The organism is Pseudomonas sp. AC136 (assembly GCF_979258585.1).
Genome location: NZ_OZ409865.1, coordinates 4,061,750 through 4,079,968, shown reverse-complemented (window position 1 = coordinate 4,079,968; position 18,219 = coordinate 4,061,750). Strand labels below are relative to the sequence as shown.

Genomic DNA, 18,219 nt, shown 5'->3' with positions numbered 1-18,219 from the left:
GTCGCTCCTTGATAGCGGGGCTTAACGGGCAATGATCAGCGGATGGCCGCGCTCGGGGTGACGCTGCACCAGCACTTCCAAATCAAACACGGCGCGCAGCGGTTCGGCTTGCAGCACATCGTCCGGCGTACCGAGGGCGTGGGCGCCGCCGTTGTGCAACAGCAGCAGACGGTCGCAATAACGGGCGGCCAGGTTCAGGTCGTGGAGAATCACCAGCACCGCCACGCCGTTGGCGGCGATGTTGCGCGCGGCTTGCAGGGTGATGTGTTGGTGCAGCGGGTCGAGCATGGAGGTCGGCTCGTCCAGCAGCAGGGTTTGCCCGCTGGCGCCGGGCCAGAGCTGCGCCAGCACCCGCGCCAAGTGCACACGCTGGCGCTCGCCGCCGGACAATTCCAGGTAATTACGGCCGGCCAAATGCGCGGCATCGGCGGCGCCCAGCGCCTCGGCAATGATTTGCTCATCACGCAGGCGCCCGGTGGCGTGGGGCAAGCGGCCCATGCCGACGACGTCTTCGACGCGGAAGGCAAAGTTGAGGGTCGAGGTCTGCGGCAGAATCGCCAGACGCTGCGCGCGCTCCGGGCCGGTCCACTCGCTGAGCGGGCGGCCATCCAGGGTGATGCGCCCTTCGCTGGGTTTCAATTCGCCGCTCAGGGCGTCGAGCAACGTGCTTTTGCCGGCGCCGTTGGGGCCGAGCACGCCGAGCATTTCGCCGGGCTGCAGGGCCAGATTAATGCCGGTCAGCACGCGTTTGCTGCCGCGTTGGATGGTCAGGTTTTCGGCGCACAACATCAGGCGCGTCCTCGCAGCAGCAAATAAAGAAAGAACGGTGCACCGATCAGGGCGGTGACGATGCCGATCGGCAATTCAGCCGGCGCCAGCGCCAGCCGCGCGACCACGTCGGCGAACAGCAGCAACGCAGCACCCGCCAACGCCGAAGCCGGCAGCAATACGCGGTGGTCCGGACCGACCAGCAGGCGCACCAGGTGCGGAACCACCAAACCGATAAAGCCGATCATGCCGGCCGCCGCCACCGCAGCGCCGACACCGAGCGCGGTGCAAAACACCAGTTCGCGTTTGACCCGCTCGATATCAAAACCCAGGTGCCGCGCTTCCGATTCACCGAGCAGCAACGCATTCAACGCCTTCGCGCGTTTGGGCAGCCACAGGCCGACCGCCAGCGTAACCACCAGCAACGGCCAGAGCCGCGAATAGCTGGCGCCGTTGAGGCTGCCCAGGTTCCAGAATGTGAGGGTGCGCAGCGTGGCGTCGTCCGCCAGGTAAGTGAACAGGCCGATAACCGCGCCGGCCAGGGCGGTGAGCGCGATGCCGGCGAGCAGCATGGTCGACACGCTGGTCTGGCCGTTGCGGCTGCCGAGGCGATACACCAGCGCTGTCACTACCAGCCCGCCGGCAAAGGCGCTGACCGACAACACATACGGCGCGAACGCTTCCGGCACACCGCCCAACGAGGCGCCGCCGACAATCGCAATGGCCGCGCCAAGCGCCGCGCCGCTGGACACGCCGACCAGGCCGGGGTCGGCCAGCGGGTTGCGAAACAGCCCCTGCATCGCCACGCCGGCCAGCGCCAGCACGGCGCCCACCGCCAGGCCGAGCAAGGTTCGCGGCATCCGGATTTGGCCGATGATCAACTCGGCCTGGTCCAGCTCGGCCCCGCCCACCGGCGCGCCGAATACGCGCAGCGCGCCTTTGAGCGTGTCCAGCAGTGGCAAGCTCACCGGCCCGAGCGCCAGCGACAGCAGCAAGGCGAGCGAGAGCAGAAAGCCCAGTGCAATAAACAGTGAGCGCGGCAGTACAACTGGGTTCATGGTTGCGGCTTAGCGTCGGCAGTCAGGGGTTGCGCGGCAGGATAGAAGCCTGCGCCCAGGGTTGCCAGCGCGGCCGGAACACGCGGCCCCAAACCGCCCACCAGCAGGGTCGGATCGATTGCCAGCAGGCGGTCGTTTTTCGCGGCGCGGGTGGCGGCAAGTGCCGGGTTCTGTTTGAGCAGCGCCGCTTTCGCTTCGGCGCCGGCAATGCTGCGGTCGGCGAAAATAATCACCTCCGGGTCCAGCGCCAGCAACGCTTCGGTCGACAGCGCTTTGTAGCTGGAATGGGTGGTGACGCTGTGTCCGCCGGCCCGCTCGATCAACCAGGCGCCGAGGGTGTCTTGCCCAGCGGCCATGGGGCTGCTGCCGGCGTGGGATAACAACAGCAGCACACTCGGGGCGGCCGTGCTGGCTTGCGCGGCGCTCACCCAGTCGGCCTGGCTTTTCAAACGCTGTTGGTAGGCAGCGAACGCGGTGGCGGCGCGCGGTTGATCGCCCAGCAGCGTGCCGATGCGCTGGAGGCTGTGTTCCAGGGTCGGCAGATCGGCTTTGGTCGACAGCGACTCCACCGTTACGCCGGCACTTTTAACCTGTGCCAATACGGGCGGCGGGCCCATTTCTTCGCTGCCCACGAGCAGGTCCGGCTTAAGGCTCAAAATACCTTCGGCGGCCAGCTGACGTTGGTAGCCAATACTCGGCAGCTGCTTCAGTTCAGGCGGGTTAAGGCTGGTGGTGTCGACGCCCACCAGCTTGCTTTGCCCACCGAGCGTGACCACCCACTCGGTGATTGAGCCACCGGCACTGACCCAGCGCTGCGGCAGGGTGTCGGCGGCGAGCACCGTTTGGCTCAGAACAATGGCGCAGCACAGGCTGGCGAGACGAACAGACACACGCATAAAAAACTCCAGGAGGTCGGGGCACGGGTTCCACGAACCGCATAAAAAACCAGCCTGTACCTATATAGAAGGTACAGGCTGGTTGTGTAGCGCTGCGGCGCCGGGTTTAAACCGCGAGCACCGGCGGCGCTTCGGCCAGCGCGCGCCATTCGCTGAGTTCCGGCACGCCGGGTTTGCGCGCGCCGAACAGTTGCACGATCAGCTCGCCGTCCGCGTCGAAGGCTTCCCAGCTGGTGATCACGCCATCGCTGCTGGGTTTGCGCACACGCCACAGCTCGGCCACGGCGGGGGTTTTCAGGTGCAGGTTGAAGGCCGGGTCGAGCACGTTGAACCAGGTGTCCATCCAGCGCAGGTTTTTCACCGGGCCGCTGTGAATCTGAATGCAGTGGCGGTTGCCGACAAACACCATCAATGGCACGTCGGTGGCGCCCGCTGCTTCCATCAGTGTCGGCAATTCGGACGGAGCCAACGGCTCGGCCCACTGATGCCCGGCCAGACGTAGCGCTTGGGTGCGCGTGGTTTCATGCTTTTTCAGCAGCGCGAAAAAGTGGTGGGTGTCTTTCAGGGTGGACCAGCCGGCGCGCAGGGAGTCGACGTCGATCTCGGCGTCTGGCTTGGCCACCACCGGTTCCGGCATCGGCTGCAGTTCCAGCGTGGCGCTTTGCTCCTCGGCGCGGAAACGCTCGATCAGCGGTGCCCAGGCGGCTTCGTCACTGTCTTCGGTGAGGAAGACTTTATGCACGGCCATGCCTTGATGGTCGAACACCTGGATGCTGCGTTGCGTGCCTTTGCCGGTTTCTTCGGCGACCGCGAACACACTGGCCCAGCCGCCGAGGAACAGGCGCAGGTCGATGTCGGGGGAAACCACCAGGCCCATCTGCCCGTTCGCCATGACGGTGACGTCGCGGTAATAACCTTTGCGCTCGTGCACGCAGTGTTCATTGCGGGTCAGCGCCATCACGTAACCCAACTCGCCGAGCGCCGGTAACAACGTGGCCCACGCCGGGTTCAGGCGCACGGTATCAACACCCAAGCGGCTGGCGACCAGCTCGCCTTCGCTCACAGCCAAGTGTGCGGCGGCATCGCGGGCGCGCAGTTTCGGCTGTTCGCCGCGCAGGGTTTGCCAGGCCAGATACAGCGCGTTGGCAGCGGCGGTTGGGTGTGCAGCCTGAATGGCGCTCGTCATGGACAACTCCTCGATCAATCAACGGCTCGCCGTGAGGGCGAACTCAATAGGTATTTGCACGCGGCTCGGCACAGCGCGGCCGTCCACGGTTTCAGGGCGGAACTGCCAGTCGGCTACCGCCTCCAGCGCGGCTTCGTCCAGGCTTTCGACGCCGGAAGACCGCACAATTTGCAGCGCGCGCGGCTGGCCGCGCTCGTCCAGCCGCACCTCCAGCACTACAACGCCTTGCTGATTTCGACGCTTGGCCAGGTTCGGGTAACGCGGCTGTTTGGGCGCCTGTAAATAACTAGGGCGGTTGCTGAGCACTTCGGTTACCGCCGGTTTTGGCGCTGGAGACACGGGGCCGGCGGCGGTGGCGGTGGCGGCAGTAGGCAATACAACGTCGGCCGTTTCGTTTAGCACCGGCTTGGGCGGCGCGGGTTTCGTCACCGGCTTGCTTGGCTTGACCACCTGTTTGGCCACGGCGCGCGGCTCGGCTTTGCGTTCAACCATCACCGGTTTTGTTACGGGCGGAATCGGTGTGGCGGCGGGTTCGGGCAATGCCTTTTCCGGCTCGCTGGCAGGCGGCTGCATCGCCGCAACCGCTGCGGGTGTAGGCGCCGGAGGCAGCTGAATGATCATCGCCGCTGGCTGGTTATTCGCCACATTGCGGGCGCGACCCGGCTCTACGACGGGCTCGCGCAGCAGCAAACTCGCCGCCGCATGCAGCGTGAGCGAAAGCAGGAAATACACCGAGAAACGTCGCATCGGATGCCACGATCACCAAAAGTTAATCTATTTGATAATTGTTTGCATCTGCATGTCAATATCGTTAACGTGCGGCCCGATATCAAACCGGTGGCCAACGTAGCCGCCCGACGTTAACGATCTAGGAGTAGATCCATGTCCCTTCGTCCGCCCTTCGCCCGCAAGCCTTGGCTGGTGTTGCTGCTGCTTTCGCCCTCGCTGGCCGCCGCCGACAAAACGCCGACACAGTTCGACACGGTTACCGTCACCGCCACCCGCACCGAGCAAAAGCTTGATGAAGTGCCGAGCACCGTGTCGGTGATGACCGAGCGCGATATCGACCAGAACAACGTCAAAGACATCAAGGATCTGGTGCGTTACGAGCCAGGCGTTTCGGTGGGCGGCAGCGGCAGTCGATTCGGCTTGTCGGGCTTTACCATTCGCGGGATCGGCGGCAATCGCGTATTGACCCAAGTGGATGGCGTCGCCGTGCCGGACGCTTTTACGTTCGGGCCGTTTATGGAAGCGCGCCGCGACTACATCGACCCCGACACCATGAAGCAGGTCGAAATCATCCGTGGCCCCGCATCGTCTCTATACGGCAGCGATGCCATCGGCGGCGCGGTGAGTTTTCTCACCAAAGACGCGGCGGATTATCTGGAAGACGGCGACGATGCCTACGCCCGCCTGAAAACCGGTTTCGACACCTCCGACGACAGCTGGATGCGCAGCGCCACCGTTGCCGGCCGCCTGGGCAGCGTTGATGGCGTGGTGCATATCGGTCACCGCAATGGCCAGGAAGTGGATTCGTTTGGCGGGCGCGACGGCATTGGCGCCAGTCGCGGCGAAGCCAACCCGCAGGACTACAGCGCAGAAAACCTGCTGGTCAAAGGCGGCTGGAATTACTACGGCAACGACCGCCTGCAACTGACCTACGAGCGCTATTCCGTCGACACCGACACCCAGGTGCTCAGCGAATACAGCAACACCGCGGCCATCCGCACCTCCGATGCCATCGACAGCACCGACCGCGAGCGCTACAGCCTTCAGCACCAGTTCGAGTTGAATAGCTTGTTGGTGGACAAAGTGGACTGGCATCTGGATTACCAGGACAGCCAGATTCGCCAGCGTACCGAGCAGGAGCGTTTCGTTGCGTCCGCACTGCGCGACCGTTACCGCGATTCCAGCTACGAAGAAAAACTGTGGGTGCTTAACGCCAAGTTCGATAAAGCGTTCGCCACCGGCCCGGTTAACCATCAGCTGATTTATGGCTTCGACGTGAAGCGTTTGGAGAACAGCGATCTACGTCGCGGCGCCGAAACCATCCGTGCTACCGGCGCAGCAGTGCCGGTAGCGCCAGGTGGAGACGCCTTCCCGATCAGCGACTTCCCGGACCCAACCACCAAGGAATACGCGCTGTTTGCCCAGAACGAAATGACCATCGGCGCGTGGACCCTTCTGCCGGGCGTGCGGTATGACCGTTTCGAAATGAAGCCGCACGTCACCGACGAATACCTCAACAGCGGCGCCACCGATGCCAGCCCTGACGACACCAAAGACGAGCACATTTCGCCGAAGCTGGGCGTGACCTTCCAGGTCGACGATGCCCACAGCGTGTACGGTCAGTACGCAGCGGGCTTCCGCGCTCCGCAGGCAGTGGAAATGTTCGGCGAGTTCGTCAACAGCACCGCGCGCTACCGCACCATCGCCAACACCAGCCTGAAAGCGGAAACCAGCGACAGCTATGAGATCGGGTTGCGCGGTCAGTACCAGGTCGGCAGCTTTGGCGCCGCGCTGTTCTACAACCGTTACAAAGACTTTATCGAACAGCAGAGCCGCACCTCTGCGCTGGCGCCGGCGCTCACTACCGACTTCCAGTACGTCAACATGGACCGAGTCACCATCCGTGGTGCCGAGGCCAAAGGCGAGCTTTTCCTCGACCAGCTTGGCCTGCTGCCAGCGGGCTGGAAAGCCATTGGTACGGTGGCTTATGCCCGGGGCGAAGACGAAGGAACGGGCGAGCCTATTAATAGTGTCGACCCGCTCAAAGGCGTGTTCGGCCTGGGCTACGCCGCGCCAACCGGCAAGTTCGGCGGCAGCCTGAACTGGACACTGGTAGCGGCCAAGGAGCGGGTCAACAACAGTCCAACCAATGAAGGCGGCACACCCAGCCAGTACGAGCCCTCCGGTTACGGCGTGCTTGATCTGAACGGCTGGTGGCAGATGACTGAAGCGTTTTCGGTCAATGCCGGCCTGTATAACCTTGGCGACAAAGAGTACTGGCAATGGGGCGATGTTCGCGGCCTGACCTCCCTCAACACCGGCCTGGACCGCTACTCCCAACCCGGCCGCCACGCCGCAGTCAACTTCATCTGGGAAATCTGACTACCGCCCACCCTGGGTGCACGGGATAATCCCCGTTCACCTGGAGGCGTCTATGCAGTTTCTCTGCGCCCCGGAATCTTTGGCTGAAGGCCAGAGCCGGGGCTTTTTGTTGGGCGGGATAAAGCTGGTGGCCGTGCGCAAGCAAGGCCAGGTGTACATCTATATCAACCGCTGCCCGCACAAAGCTGTGTCGCTGGAATGGAAGGCGGATGAGTTTCTCGACAGCAGCCAGAGCCTGATTCAGTGCGCGCGCCATGGCGCCTTGTTTTTGATCGAGTCGGGCGAATGCATTACCGGCCCGTGTGAAGGCAAGGCGCTGACTGCCCTCGCCTGCCGCGAAGACGCCGCAGGCATTTGGGTCGAGGTGCCGGCTTAACGGTTAGAGCTGCACGTCGAGGCGGCGCGTCAGCCTGATCTCGGTCGGCGTCAGCACGGCGCCATAGGCGAGCACTTCGACGCCGGCCGCTTTGGCTTCCTTCAGCGCCTCGGCATAGGCCGCGTCAATTTCTCCGGCCGGGCGAACCGCGTCGATGTCCGACAGGTTCACGCAGTACAACTGCACGGCGCGAATGCCCTGGCGCGCCAGGCTGGACAGCTCGCGCAGGTGCTTGGCGCCGCGCTGGGTTTTGGCGTCGGGGAATGCGGCGACGCGGGTGCCGTCGAAACCCAGGGTCACGCTTTTCACTTCCACGTACGCCATGCCGCTTGGGTATTCGAGGCGGAAATCGATGCGGCTGCTTTCCTCGCCGTAGGGCACTTCACGCTTGAGCGTGGTGAAGCCGGCCAGCTCGCTGATCACGCCCTCGCGCAGCGCTTCTTCCACCAGCGGATTGGCCCGCGCCGTGTTTACGCAGGCCCAGCGGCCTTGCGGGGTTTCCGCCAGTTCCCAAGTGCCGGGCAACTTGCGTTTCGGGTCGCTGGAACGGCTGAACCACACGGCGCCGCCCTCGACCATGCAGTTGAACATGGAGCCGGTGTTGGGGCAGTGAATGGTCAGCAGCTCGCCGCTGGCGGTTTCGATGTCGGCGAGGAAGCGTTTGTAGCGGCGGATCAGGCGGCCTTCTTCCAGGGGCGGCGAAAACAGCATCAAGGCCGCCAGGTTTTCAGGCCGCGGGCGATACGCTCAACCGCTTCCTGCAAGCGTGGCAGGCTTTGGGTGTACGCAAAACGCACGTGATGGCCGGCTTGATAGCGACCGAAATCCAGGCCCGGCGTAAACGCCACATGCTCGGTTTCCAGGAAGTGCTGACAGAAGGCAAAGGCGTCGCCGCCAAACGCGCTGATGTCTGCATATAAATAGAAGGCGCCTTCCGGCTCCACGGCAATGCCGAAGCCGAGTTCGCGCAGGGCTGGCAATAGAAAGTCGCGCCGGCGCGCAAATTCGCCACGGCGCTGTTCGAGAATTTCCAGCGTGGCGGGTTCGAAGCAGGCCAGCGCCGCATGCTGGGCCATGCTCGGCGCGCTGATGTAGAGGTTCTGCGCCAGTTTCTCCAGTTCGCCCACCGCTTGCGGCGGCGCCACCAACCAACCCAGGCGCCAGCCGGTCATGCCGAAGTATTTCGAGAAACTGTTGAGCACGAAGGCGTCGTTGTCGACTTCCAACACGCTGGCGGCATCCACGCCGTAGGTCAGGCCGTGGTAGATCTCGTCCACCACCAAATGGCCGCCGTGACCCTTGATGGCTTTGGACAAACCGCCCAACTCTTCACGCGACAGCAAGGTGCCGGTCGGGTTGGCCGGCGATGCCACCAGGGCGCCGACGCTGTCGCGGTCCCAGTGGCGGTCGACCAGTTCAGGCGTCAGTTGGTAGCGCACGTCCGGGCCAACCGGCACCAACTGCGCAGCGCCTTCCACCAAGCGCAGGAAATGACGATTGCACGGGTAGCCTGGGTCGGCGAGCAGCCAGTGTTTGCCGGGGTCGACCAGCAAGGCGCTGGCCAGCAGCAACGCACCCGAACCGCCGGGCGTAATCAGGATGCGTTCGGGGTCTATGCTCAATCGGTAACGTTGCGCGTAGAAATTGGAAATCGCCTCGCGCAGGGCCGGCAAGCCACGGGCGGCGGTGTAGCGCGTATGGCCATCGGCCAAGGCGGCCTGGCCGGCAGCGACGATGGGCGCGGCGGTGGTGAAGTCCGGCTCGCCGATTTCCAGGTGGATGACATCATGGCCGTCGGCCTGCAACTGATTGGCCCGCGCCAGCAGCGCCATCACGTGAAACGGCTCAATCGCGCGGCTGCGAGCACTGTAGGGCGAAGTCATCGGCCTTCCTTATATAAGTTCAGGCGGCGATTCTACCCAACCAGTTGGCTAAACAGCAGCACGATGACAACCGGGAGTGGCATAGGCGAAGGCGATCTGGTAAGTTCGCCCGCTTGCAGCCGCAGGGCCGGCAATAAATGACGGCAATGGACAGTAATCCTGCGCAGTGGATTAGAGAGTTTTCAAGAGGCGGTCATCCATGCCCACCAAAGCAAAAGCAAAGAACGACCCGCTCAACCGTGGTTTCGAACCGTATAAAGAAACCAAGGGTGAGGAGTACATGAGTGAGCCAATGCGTGCGCACTTCACCAATATTCTGGGCAAGTGGAAGCTTGAGCTGATGCAGGAAGTCGATCGGACTGTGCATCACATGCAGGACGAAGCAGCGAACTTCCCTGACCCGGCCGACCGTGCCAGCCAGGAAGAAGAATTCAGCCTGGAACTGCGTGCCCGTGATCGTGAGCGCAAGCTGATCAAGAAAATCGACCAGACTCTTCAACTCATCGAAGACAACGAATATGGCTGGTGCGATTCCTGCGGCGTAGAGATCGGCATCCGCCGTCTTGAAGCCCGCCCTACCGCCACCCTTTGCATCGATTGCAAAACCCTGGCGGAAATCAAAGAAAAGCAGATCGGTTCCTGATCTGAGAACGGGGCGCTTAGGCGCCCCGCTTCATTTCTGTCATGACCTTTTCTCGCGTATGACCACTCCAGCCTACATCGGGCGCTTCGCCCCCACGCCCAGCGGCTACCTGCACTTCGGCTCGCTGGTGGCGGCCCTCGCTTCCTATCTCGACGCCAAAGCCTGCGGCGGCACCTGGCTGCTGCGCATGGAAGACATCGACCCTCCCCGCGAAGTACCCGGCGCCCAATCGGCCATTTTGCAGACCCTGGAAAGCTACGGCTTCGAATGGGACGGCGAACTGGTGCGCCAGAGCGAACGCCACGCGGTGTACGAAAGCGTGGTGCAGCGCCTGTTCAGCCAAGGTCTGGCCTACGCCTGCACCTGTTCGCGCAAGCAACTGGAAAATTACCAGGGCGTTTATCCAGGCTTCTGCCGCAATGCCGGGCATGAGCAGGAAGGCGCCGCCATTCGCCTGCGCGTGCCGGAACTTGAGTACCACTTTGTCGACCGCGTGCAAGGCGAGTACCGCCAGCACCTGGGCCGCGACGTCGGCGACTTTGTGATTCGCCGCCGCGATGGTTTGTACGCCTATCAACTGGCCGTGGTGCTGGATGACGCCTGGCAAGGGGTGACCGACATCGTTCGCGGCGCCGACCTGCTGGACTCCACGCCGCGCCAGCTGTACCTGCAAGAACTGCTCGGGCTGTCGCAGCCGCGTTATCTGCATGTGCCGCTGATTATTCAGCCCGATGGCCATAAGCTCGGAAAGTCGTACCGCTCGCCCCCGCTTGAAACCCACGAAGCGGCGCGCTTGCTGCTGCGGGCTTTGCGTGCGCTGGGGCAAGCGGTAGTGCCGGAACTGGACGACGCCACACCGGCAGAATTGCTGGCGTGGGGCATTCGTCACTGGGAAGTGGCGCGCATTCCGCGCACGCTGACGTTGGCGGAATCGCAACTGCGTTGACCTTGCTTAAGGGCATCGCGGCTAAAGCCGCTCCTACACAATCGCGGCGCCTGTGGGAGCGGCTTTAGCCGCGATAGCTTTTGCGCCCCGCTTCCAGCCCTGACCTTGCATCCGTTACCATCGCCGCTCGCCAACCACGAGAAACGGCATGTACATCTACCGATTGGTCTTACTTCTGGTGGTGGGGATTTACCTCTTCTCCCCCGCCATCATGGACTGGTGGATCGACCCGAGCGGCGCCTGGTATCGCCCGTACTTACTGTGGCTGATCCTTATCGTGGTGACCTTTATCTTGCAGAGCGGACGTGATGCTGACGAGCTTTAGCCTGAGTCAGCTGATTCTGATCAGCGCTGCCTATCTCCTTGTTCTGTTCGGCGTTGCCTGGATCAGCGAACGCGGCATCATCCCGCGCTGGATCGTCTCGCACCCGCTGACGTACACCTTGTCGCTCGGCGTCTATGCCAGCGCCTGGGCGTTCTACGGCACGGTCGGGCTGGCCTATCAATACGGTTTCGGTTTTCTCGCCAGCTACTTAGGCGTGTCGGGCGCGTTCTTGCTGGCACCGGTGTTGCTGTATCCGATTCTGCGCATCACCCGCACGTATCAGCTGTCGTCGCTGGCAGACCTGTTCGCCTTCCGCTTTCGCAGCACCTGGGCCGGTGCGCTGACCACGCTGTTTATGCTGATCGGCGTGTTACCGCTGTTGGCCCTGCAATTTCAGGCGGTGGCAGACTCCATCGGCATTCTCACCCGCGAACCGGTACACGAGCGGGTGGCGTTGAGTTACTGCGCGCTGATCACCCTGTTCACCATCTTGTTCGGCGCCCGCCACATCGCCACGCGCGGCAAGAATGAAGGCCTGGTGTTTGCCATCGCGTTTGAGTCCATCGTGAAAATGGTCGCCTTGGGCGGCATCGCGCTGTATGCCTTGTACGGCGTATTCGGCGGCCCGCACGAATTGGAACTATGGCTGCTGCAAAACCAGGCGACGCTCGCCGCGCTGCACACGCCGCTGCAAGAAGGCCCGTGGCGCACGCTGCTGCTGATCTTTTTCGCCTCGGCCATCGTGATGCCGCACATGTATCACATGACCTTCACGGAAAACCTCAACCCGCGCGCGATGGTCAGCGCCAGCTGGGGCTTGCCGCTGTTCCTGCTGCTGCTGAGTTTGACCGTGCCGCTGATTCTCTGGGCCGGACTGAAACTGGGCGCCACCACTAATCCCGAATATTTCACCCTAGGCATCGGCATTTCGGTGAACAACGACACGCTGGCGCTGCTGGCGTATGTCGGGGGGTTGTCGGCCTCCAGTGGTTTGATCATCGTCACCACCTTGGCGCTGTCGGGCATGGCGCTGAATCACCTGGTGTTACCGCTGTATCAGCCGCCGGCGCAAGGCAATATTTACCGCTGGCTGAAGTGGACCCGCCGCGCGCTGATCATCGCCATCATTGCCGCCGGTTATGGCTTCTATCTATTACTCGGCGCCGAGCAAGACTTGGCCAACCTCGGCATCGTCGCGTTTGTGGCCACCCTGCAATTTCTGCCTGGCGTGCTCTCGGTGCTGTACTGGCCAACGGCCAATCGCAAAGGCTTTATCGCCGGTTTGCTGGTGGGCATTTCGGTGTGGACCGCGAGCATGCTGTTACCGCTGATTGGTAACGTGCAGGGCATTTATATTCCGCTGTTCAACTTCGTCTACGTGCTGGACGACACCAGTTGGCACCTGGCGGCCATCGCCTCGCTGGCGGCCAACGTGCTGGTATTCACGCTGGTGTCGCTGTTCACCGAGTCGAGCCCGGAAGAAGAAAGCGCCGCCGAAGCCTGTGCTGTGGATAACGTGCGTCGCCCTCAGCGGCGTGAGCTGCTGGCCACCTCGCCGCAGGAATTCGCCACGCAATTGGCCAAACCGCTCGGCGCGAAAACGGCGCAGCGGGAAGTGGAACAGGCGTTGCGCGATTTGCATCTGCCGTTCGACGAAAACCGCCCCTACGCCTTGCGCCGCCTGCGCGACCGCATTGAAGCCAACCTCTCCGGCCTGATGGGCCCGAGCGTGGCGCAGGACATTGTCGAAACCTTCCTTCCTTATAAGTCCGGCAGCGAAAGCTACGTGACCGAAGACATTCACTTCATCGAAAACCGCCTTGAGGATTACCACTCGCGCCTGACCGGCCTGGCTGCCGAGCTCGATGCCCTGCGCCGTTACCACCGCCAGACCTTGCAAGAGCTGCCCATGGGCGTGTGCTCGCTGGCCAAGGACCAGGAAATTCTGATGTGGAACCGGGCCATGGAAGACCTCACCGGCATCGTCGCCCACCGCGTGGTCGGCTCGCGGCTTTCGACCATTGGCGAGCCGTGGAAAGGGCTGCTCGAAGGCTTCATCAACCTGCCCGACGAGCATTTGCATAAACAACGCCTGGGGCTGGACGGCCAGACGCGCTGGCTGAACCTGCACAAAGCCGCGATCGCCGAGCCTTTGGCGACCGGTAACACCGGTCTGGTGTTACTGGTCGAAGACCTCACCGAAACGCAGATGCTCGAAGACAAACTGGTGCACTCCGAACGCCTGGCGAGCATTGGCCGCCTGGCTGCGGGCGTGGCCCATGAAATCGGCAACCCAATTACCGGCATCGCTTGCCTGGCGCAAAACCTGCGCGAAGAACGGGAGAGCGACCCGGAGCTGGCGGAAATCAGCAGCCAGATCGTCGAGCAGACCAAACGGGTGTCGCGCATCGTGCAGTCACTGATGAGCTTTGCTCACGCGGGCGGCCGTCAACAGCCCGAAGAACCGGTATGCCTGGCCGAAGTGGCACAGGACGCCATCGGCTTGCTGGCGCTGAACCGGCGCAGCATCGAAGTGCAGTTCTTCAATTTATGCGACCCGGACCACTGGGCCGTGGGCGACCCGCAGCGTTTGGCGCAGGTGCTGATCAATTTGCTCTCCAACGCCCGCGACGCTTCGCCACCGCGCGGCGCCATTCGCGTGAAGAGTGAAGCCAGCGAACAGACGGTCGATTTGATCGTCGAAGATGAAGGTACCGGCATTCCCAAGGCGATCATGGATCGCCTGTTCGAACCGTTCTTTACCACCAAAGATCCCGGTGAAGGAACCGGCCTGGGCCTCGCTCTGGTCTATTCCATCGTTGAAGAGCATTATGGGCAAATTACAATCGACAGCCCGGCAGACCCGGAGCTACAACGCGGAACCCGTATTCGGGTAACGTTACCGCGACATGTCGAAGCGACGTCCGTAGTGACCAGAGATCGTCGAGAGAGCTGAATTCATGCCACATATTCTGATCGTCGAAGACGAGACCATTATCCGTTCCGCCCTGCGCCGCTTGTTGGAGCGCAACCAGTACGAAGTCAGCGAAGCCGGCTCCGTGCAGGAAGCCCAGGAACGGTTCAACATCCCCAGCTTTGACCTGATCGTCAGCGATTTGCGTCTACCCGGCGCGCCCGGCACCGAGCTGATCAAGCTCGGCCAAGGCATTCCGGTGCTGATCATGACCAGCTACGCGAGCCTGCGTTCAGCGGTCGATTCCATGAAAATGGGCGCAGTGGATTACATCGCCAAACCCTTCGACCACGACGAAATGCTCCAGGCCGTGGCACGCATTCTTCGCGACCGCCAAGACAACAAACCGGCCCTCGCCGTCAGCACCAGCAATGGCAACCGCGCCGGTGACAAAGCCGTAGCCGGTAACACCAACGGCGAAATCGGCATCATCGGCTCCAGCCCGTCGATGCAAGAGCTGTACAGCAAAATCCGCAAAGTCGCCCCCACCGATTCCACCGTGCTGGTTCAAGGCGAATCCGGCACCGGTAAAGAGTTGGTGGCGCGTGCGCTGCACAACCTGTCCAAACGCGCCAAAGCGCCGATGATTTCGGTGAACTGCGCGGCCATTCCTGAAACCCTGATCGAGTCCGAACTGTTCGGCCACGAGAAAGGCGCGTTCACGGGCGCCAGCGCCGGCCGCGCGGGCTTGGTGGAAGCGGCCGACGGCGGCACGCTGTTCCTCGACGAAATTGGTGAGCTGCCGCTGGAAGCCCAAGCGCGCTTGCTGCGCGTGTTGCAGGAAGGCGAGATTCGCCGTGTGGGTTCGGTACAGTCGCAAAAGGTCGATGTGCGTTTGATCGCCGCCACCCACCGCGACCTGAAAACCCTGGCCAAAACCGGCCAATTCCGTGAAGACCTTTTCTACCGCCTGCACGTTATCGCCCTGAAGCTGCCCGCTTTGCGCGAGCGCGGTGCCGACGTCAGCGAAATCGCTGCGCTGTTCCTGGCGCGCCAGTCGAGCAAAATGGGCCGCAGCGACCTGCGCTTCGCCCCCGACGCCGAGCAGGCGATTCGTCATTACACCTGGCCGGGTAACGTGCGCGAATTGGAAAACGCCATCGAGCGCGCCGTGATTCTGTGCGAAGGCTCGGATATTTCAGCCGAACTGCTGGGCATCGATATCGAGCTGGATGATCTGGAAGACGGCGACTTCCTCGGCGCCCCCGTTGCCCACAACAGCACCAACGCCCATGAGCCGACCGAAGACCTGTCGCTGGAAGACTACTTCCAGCACTTCGTTCTCGAGCACCAGGACCACATGACCGAAACCGAGCTGGCGCGCAAATTGGGCATCAGCCGCAAATGTCTGTGGGAACGCCGTCAGCGCCTGGGCATTCCACGGCGCAAAACCGGCGCGGCACTGGAAGGTTGACAGGTGAGCGGTAACAAGAAACGTACGCGCCGGGTCGCCACACTTTGTTACCGCTTCAACATCGCGTAACAAAGCCGGGTTTAACGGTAACGGAAACCCGGCTTTTTTGTGCCTGTTCTGACACAGTGAATTTAGCTAAGCCCTTGTTTTATAAGGATTCACAAAAACTGGCACGGCATCTGCTATATGTTTGGTACAACAACAATAACAAGCAACGCCCAAGACAATAAAAATAAGACGTAACGACTCCAGCACAACAAAAACAAAATCGCGGGAGGCGCAGCTAACTGATTCTTTTGGAGAGGAATGGCTTTTGGGGTTCGCCCCGCGACCAGGCTGAGAATAACAAGACTGCTTTCAGGCAGAGCCCGAACTGGTTGGATCGAATGATCATGGCTACATCAGCATCCAAAGCAATCCGTTTGCTATTAACCTCCAAATTGGAGGTTTTTCCTGAAGCCACTAGGCCGACGGAACGGGTCAACAAACAAAAACAACAAGCCCGACATAATAATAAAAACAAAGCACGCACCTACTTGGGGGGGAGCCTCGGCTCCCCCAGTAGCTTTCGCTACCACCCTCTCGCTTCCCCCCTTCTATATCGCGCTTTACGCCCAACCTCGCGGCGTCCTACACCATTCCCCGACACAATGCTAGAATCCGCAGCCTTCATGCGGTCATTTCCTTTTCTGGCCGATCATCCCGTCAAACAGTGCATCCCATGCTGAAAAAGCTGTTCCAGTCCTTACGCTCCCCATTGCGCCGCGCCAAGCAGCACCCGCGCAGCACCCCCGAAGTGGTGACCAGTCACCAGCATCCGTTGCGCCGCGCGCACATCAGTCGCTATGCGGTAAGCATCGTTGAGCGCCTGCAGAACGCCGGTTACCAGGCCTACCTGGTTGGCGGTTGCGTGCGCGACCTGCTGTTGGATATCGAGCCGAAAGACTTCGACGTCGCCACCAGCGCCACACCCGAGCAAGTGCGTGCCGAGTTCCGCAACGCCCGGGTCATCGGCCGCCGCTTCAAGTTGGTCCATGTGCACTTCGGCCGCGAAATTATCGAAGTGGCCACCTTCCGCGCCAACCACCCGGTGAGCGAAGAAGAGGAAGACAGCAACCAGTCTTCCCGCCACGAAAGCGGCCGCATCTTGCGCGACAACGTGTACGGCAGCCTGGAAGACGACGCCCAGCGCCGCGACTTCACCATCAACGCCCTGTATTTCGACGTAACCGGCGAGCGCATTCTCGATTACGCCCGCGGCATGCACGACATCCGTAACCGCCAGGTGCGCCTGATCGGCGACCCGGAGAAGCGTTACCTCGAAGACCCGGTGCGCATGCTGCGTGCGGTGCGCTTTGCCGCCAAGCTCGACTTCGATATCGAAAGCCACAGCGCCGAGCCGATTCCGCGCCTGGCAAAAATGCTGCGGGACATTCCCTCGGCGCGCCTGTTTGATGAAGTGCTCAAACTGTTCCTCTCCGGTTACGCCGAGCACGTGTTCGAGCTGCTGCTGGAGTACGACCTGTTCGAGCCGCTGTTCCCAGCCAGCGCCGCCGCCCTCAAGGCGAGCCCGGAATACACGTACAACCTGATCAGCCAGGCCTTGATCAACACCGATCAGCGCATTGAAGACGGCAAGCCGGTAACCCCGGCCTTCCTGTTCGCCGCCCTGCTCTGGCCGGCGCTGCCGGCCCGCGTGATCAAGCTGCAAGACCGTGGCATGCCGCCGATTCCGGCGATGCAAGAAGCGGCTCACGAACTGATCGCCGAGCAATGCCAACGCATCGCCGTGCCGAAGCGTTTCACCATTCCAATCCGCGAAATCTGGGACATGCAGGAGCGCCTGCCACGGCGCAGCGGCAAGCGTGCCGACCTGTTGCTGGAAAACCCACGTTTCCGCGCCGGCTACGATTTCCTGCTGCTGCGCGAGAGCGCCGGCGAGAAAACCAATGGCCTGGGGGACTGGTGGACCGACTACCAAGACTGCACTGACAGCGAACGCCGCCAGATGATTCGCGACCTCGCCGCCACTGGTGAAGACACCAGCACTGCACCGCGCAAACGTCGTCGCAGCGGTAGCAGTCGCAAACGCGGCGCCGCCCCGAGCCCGGCGCAAGACTGATGGAGCGGGTGTATATCGGCCTCGGTAGCAACTTGGCCGAACCACTGGAGCAGTTGCGCGGCGCCCTCGCGGCGCTGGCGCAGTTGCCCGATACCCAGTTGGTGAATTGCTCTTCCTTCTATAGCAGCGACCCGCTCGGCCCCGCCGACCAGCCCCGTTACGTCAATGCCGTCGCAGCGCTGGACACTTCCCTCAGGCCCCTGTCACTGCTCGATGCGTTGCAAGCCATCGAACTGGAACAGGGCCGCGAACGCAAAGCCGAACGCTGGGGTCCGCGAACCCTCGATCTGGACATTCTCGCCTTTGGCAAACTCGTGCTTGATGAACCCCGTTTGCAGGTGCCGCATTACCACATGCATGCCCGGCCGTTCGTCCTCTACCCGCTCGCCGAACTGGCCCCCGATCTGACCTTGGCCGATGGTCGCCGCCTGCGCGATCTGCTACTGGCCTGTCCCTTTGAAGGCCTGGAAAAACTGCCTGCCTCGCTGTAACCGCCGCCGTTGCTGGGCTCAGGTAG

General features: G+C 62.3%; 16 protein-coding genes. 9 read left to right on the top strand and 7 right to left on the bottom strand.

What is annotated here, in order from left to right:
- Positions 1 to 21: 21 nt before the first annotated feature.
- The 5 genes from ACZZZU_RS18235 to ACZZZU_RS18215 all read right to left on the bottom strand — a co-directional run bounded on the left by ACZZZU_RS18235 (position 22) and on the right by ACZZZU_RS18215 (position 4,655).
- Complete coding sequence (locus tag ACZZZU_RS18235) at positions 22 to 789, bottom strand: heme ABC transporter ATP-binding protein (RefSeq protein ID WP_463551398.1); 768 nt, start codon at positions 787 to 789, stop codon at positions 22 to 24.
- The gene (locus tag ACZZZU_RS18230; RefSeq protein ID WP_122493034.1) at positions 789 to 1,826 is read right to left on the bottom strand and encodes a FecCD family ABC transporter permease; all 1,038 of its coding nucleotides are present in this window, start codon (positions 1,824 to 1,826) and stop codon (positions 789 to 791) included. Before ACZZZU_RS18230 ends, ACZZZU_RS18235 begins: the two co-directional genes overlap by 1 nt.
- Positions 1,823 to 2,722 (bottom strand): heme/hemin ABC transporter substrate-binding protein, encoded by a 900-nt coding sequence (locus ACZZZU_RS18225; RefSeq protein ID WP_463551397.1) that lies wholly within the window; start codon positions 2,720 to 2,722, stop codon positions 1,823 to 1,825. The genes ACZZZU_RS18230 and ACZZZU_RS18225 overlap by 4 nt, the downstream gene beginning before the upstream one ends.
- Positions 2,723 to 2,828: 106 nt before the next feature.
- The gene (locus tag ACZZZU_RS18220; RefSeq protein ID WP_463551396.1) at positions 2,829 to 3,908 is read right to left on the bottom strand and encodes a hemin-degrading factor; all 1,080 of its coding nucleotides are present in this window, start codon (positions 3,906 to 3,908) and stop codon (positions 2,829 to 2,831) included.
- Between the two features lie 18 nt (positions 3,909 to 3,926).
- Positions 3,927 to 4,655, bottom strand: a complete 729-nt coding sequence (locus tag ACZZZU_RS18215; protein ID WP_463551395.1) for an energy transducer TonB — start codon at positions 4,653 to 4,655, stop codon at positions 3,927 to 3,929.
- Between the two features lie 135 nt (positions 4,656 to 4,790).
- On the opposite strand from ACZZZU_RS18215, the gene ACZZZU_RS18210 reads away from it, so the two are divergent.
- Together ACZZZU_RS18210 and ACZZZU_RS18205 are read left to right on the top strand one after the other, a co-directional pair.
- Positions 4,791 to 7,019, top strand: coding sequence for a TonB-dependent hemoglobin/transferrin/lactoferrin family receptor (locus ACZZZU_RS18210; RefSeq protein ID WP_463551394.1), 2,229 nt, complete (start codon positions 4,791 to 4,793; stop codon positions 7,017 to 7,019).
- 52 nt (positions 7,020 to 7,071) lie between these two features.
- A complete protein-coding gene (locus tag ACZZZU_RS18205) occupies positions 7,072 to 7,395 on the top strand; it encodes a Rieske (2Fe-2S) protein (protein WP_463551393.1) in 324 nt (107 codons plus the stop codon).
- Between the two features lie 3 nt (positions 7,396 to 7,398).
- Here the strand turns inward: ACZZZU_RS18205 and sfsA are convergent, their stop codons facing one another.
- Together sfsA and ACZZZU_RS18195 are read right to left on the bottom strand one after the other, a co-directional pair.
- Positions 7,399 to 8,106: a DNA/RNA nuclease SfsA gene (gene sfsA / locus ACZZZU_RS18200; RefSeq protein WP_463551392.1), complete on the bottom strand. Its 708-nt coding sequence runs from the start codon at positions 8,104 to 8,106 to the stop codon at positions 7,399 to 7,401.
- Positions 8,106 to 9,278 (bottom strand): pyridoxal phosphate-dependent aminotransferase, encoded by a 1,173-nt coding sequence (locus ACZZZU_RS18195; protein WP_122493041.1) that lies wholly within the window; start codon positions 9,276 to 9,278, stop codon positions 8,106 to 8,108. The genes sfsA and ACZZZU_RS18195 overlap by 1 nt, the downstream gene beginning before the upstream one ends.
- Before the next feature lie 199 nt (positions 9,279 to 9,477).
- Between ACZZZU_RS18195 and dksA the strand changes: the two genes are divergently transcribed.
- From dksA to folK, 7 genes are all read left to right on the top strand, one after another.
- Positions 9,478 to 9,921, top strand: coding sequence for an RNA polymerase-binding protein DksA (gene dksA, locus ACZZZU_RS18190; protein WP_122454075.1), 444 nt, complete (start codon positions 9,478 to 9,480; stop codon positions 9,919 to 9,921).
- A 58-nt stretch (positions 9,922 to 9,979) separates the two neighbouring features.
- A complete protein-coding gene (gene gluQRS, locus ACZZZU_RS18185; protein WP_463551391.1) occupies positions 9,980 to 10,867 on the top strand; it encodes a tRNA glutamyl-Q(34) synthetase GluQRS in 888 nt (295 codons plus the stop codon).
- A gap of 148 nt (positions 10,868 to 11,015) precedes the next feature.
- Positions 11,016 to 11,192, top strand: coding sequence for a hypothetical protein (locus ACZZZU_RS18180; RefSeq protein WP_122454073.1), 177 nt, complete (start codon positions 11,016 to 11,018; stop codon positions 11,190 to 11,192).
- Positions 11,176 to 14,148 (top strand): sensor histidine kinase, encoded by a 2,973-nt coding sequence (locus ACZZZU_RS18175; protein ID WP_463551390.1) that lies wholly within the window; start codon positions 11,176 to 11,178, stop codon positions 14,146 to 14,148. Before ACZZZU_RS18180 ends, ACZZZU_RS18175 begins: the two co-directional genes overlap by 17 nt.
- A 4-nt stretch (positions 14,149 to 14,152) precedes the next feature.
- Entirely contained in the window at positions 14,153 to 15,580 is a 1,428-nt protein-coding gene (locus tag ACZZZU_RS18170; protein ID WP_463551389.1) for a sigma-54-dependent transcriptional regulator, read from the top strand.
- 721 nt (positions 15,581 to 16,301) lie between these two features.
- A complete protein-coding gene (locus ACZZZU_RS18165; protein WP_122454070.1) occupies positions 16,302 to 17,702 on the top strand; it encodes a polynucleotide adenylyltransferase PcnB in 1,401 nt (466 codons plus the stop codon).
- Positions 17,702 to 18,193, top strand: coding sequence for a 2-amino-4-hydroxy-6-hydroxymethyldihydropteridine diphosphokinase (gene folK, locus ACZZZU_RS18160; protein ID WP_463551388.1), 492 nt, complete (start codon positions 17,702 to 17,704; stop codon positions 18,191 to 18,193). Before ACZZZU_RS18165 ends, folK begins: the two co-directional genes overlap by 1 nt.
- Positions 18,194 to 18,219 lie beyond the last annotated feature (26 nt).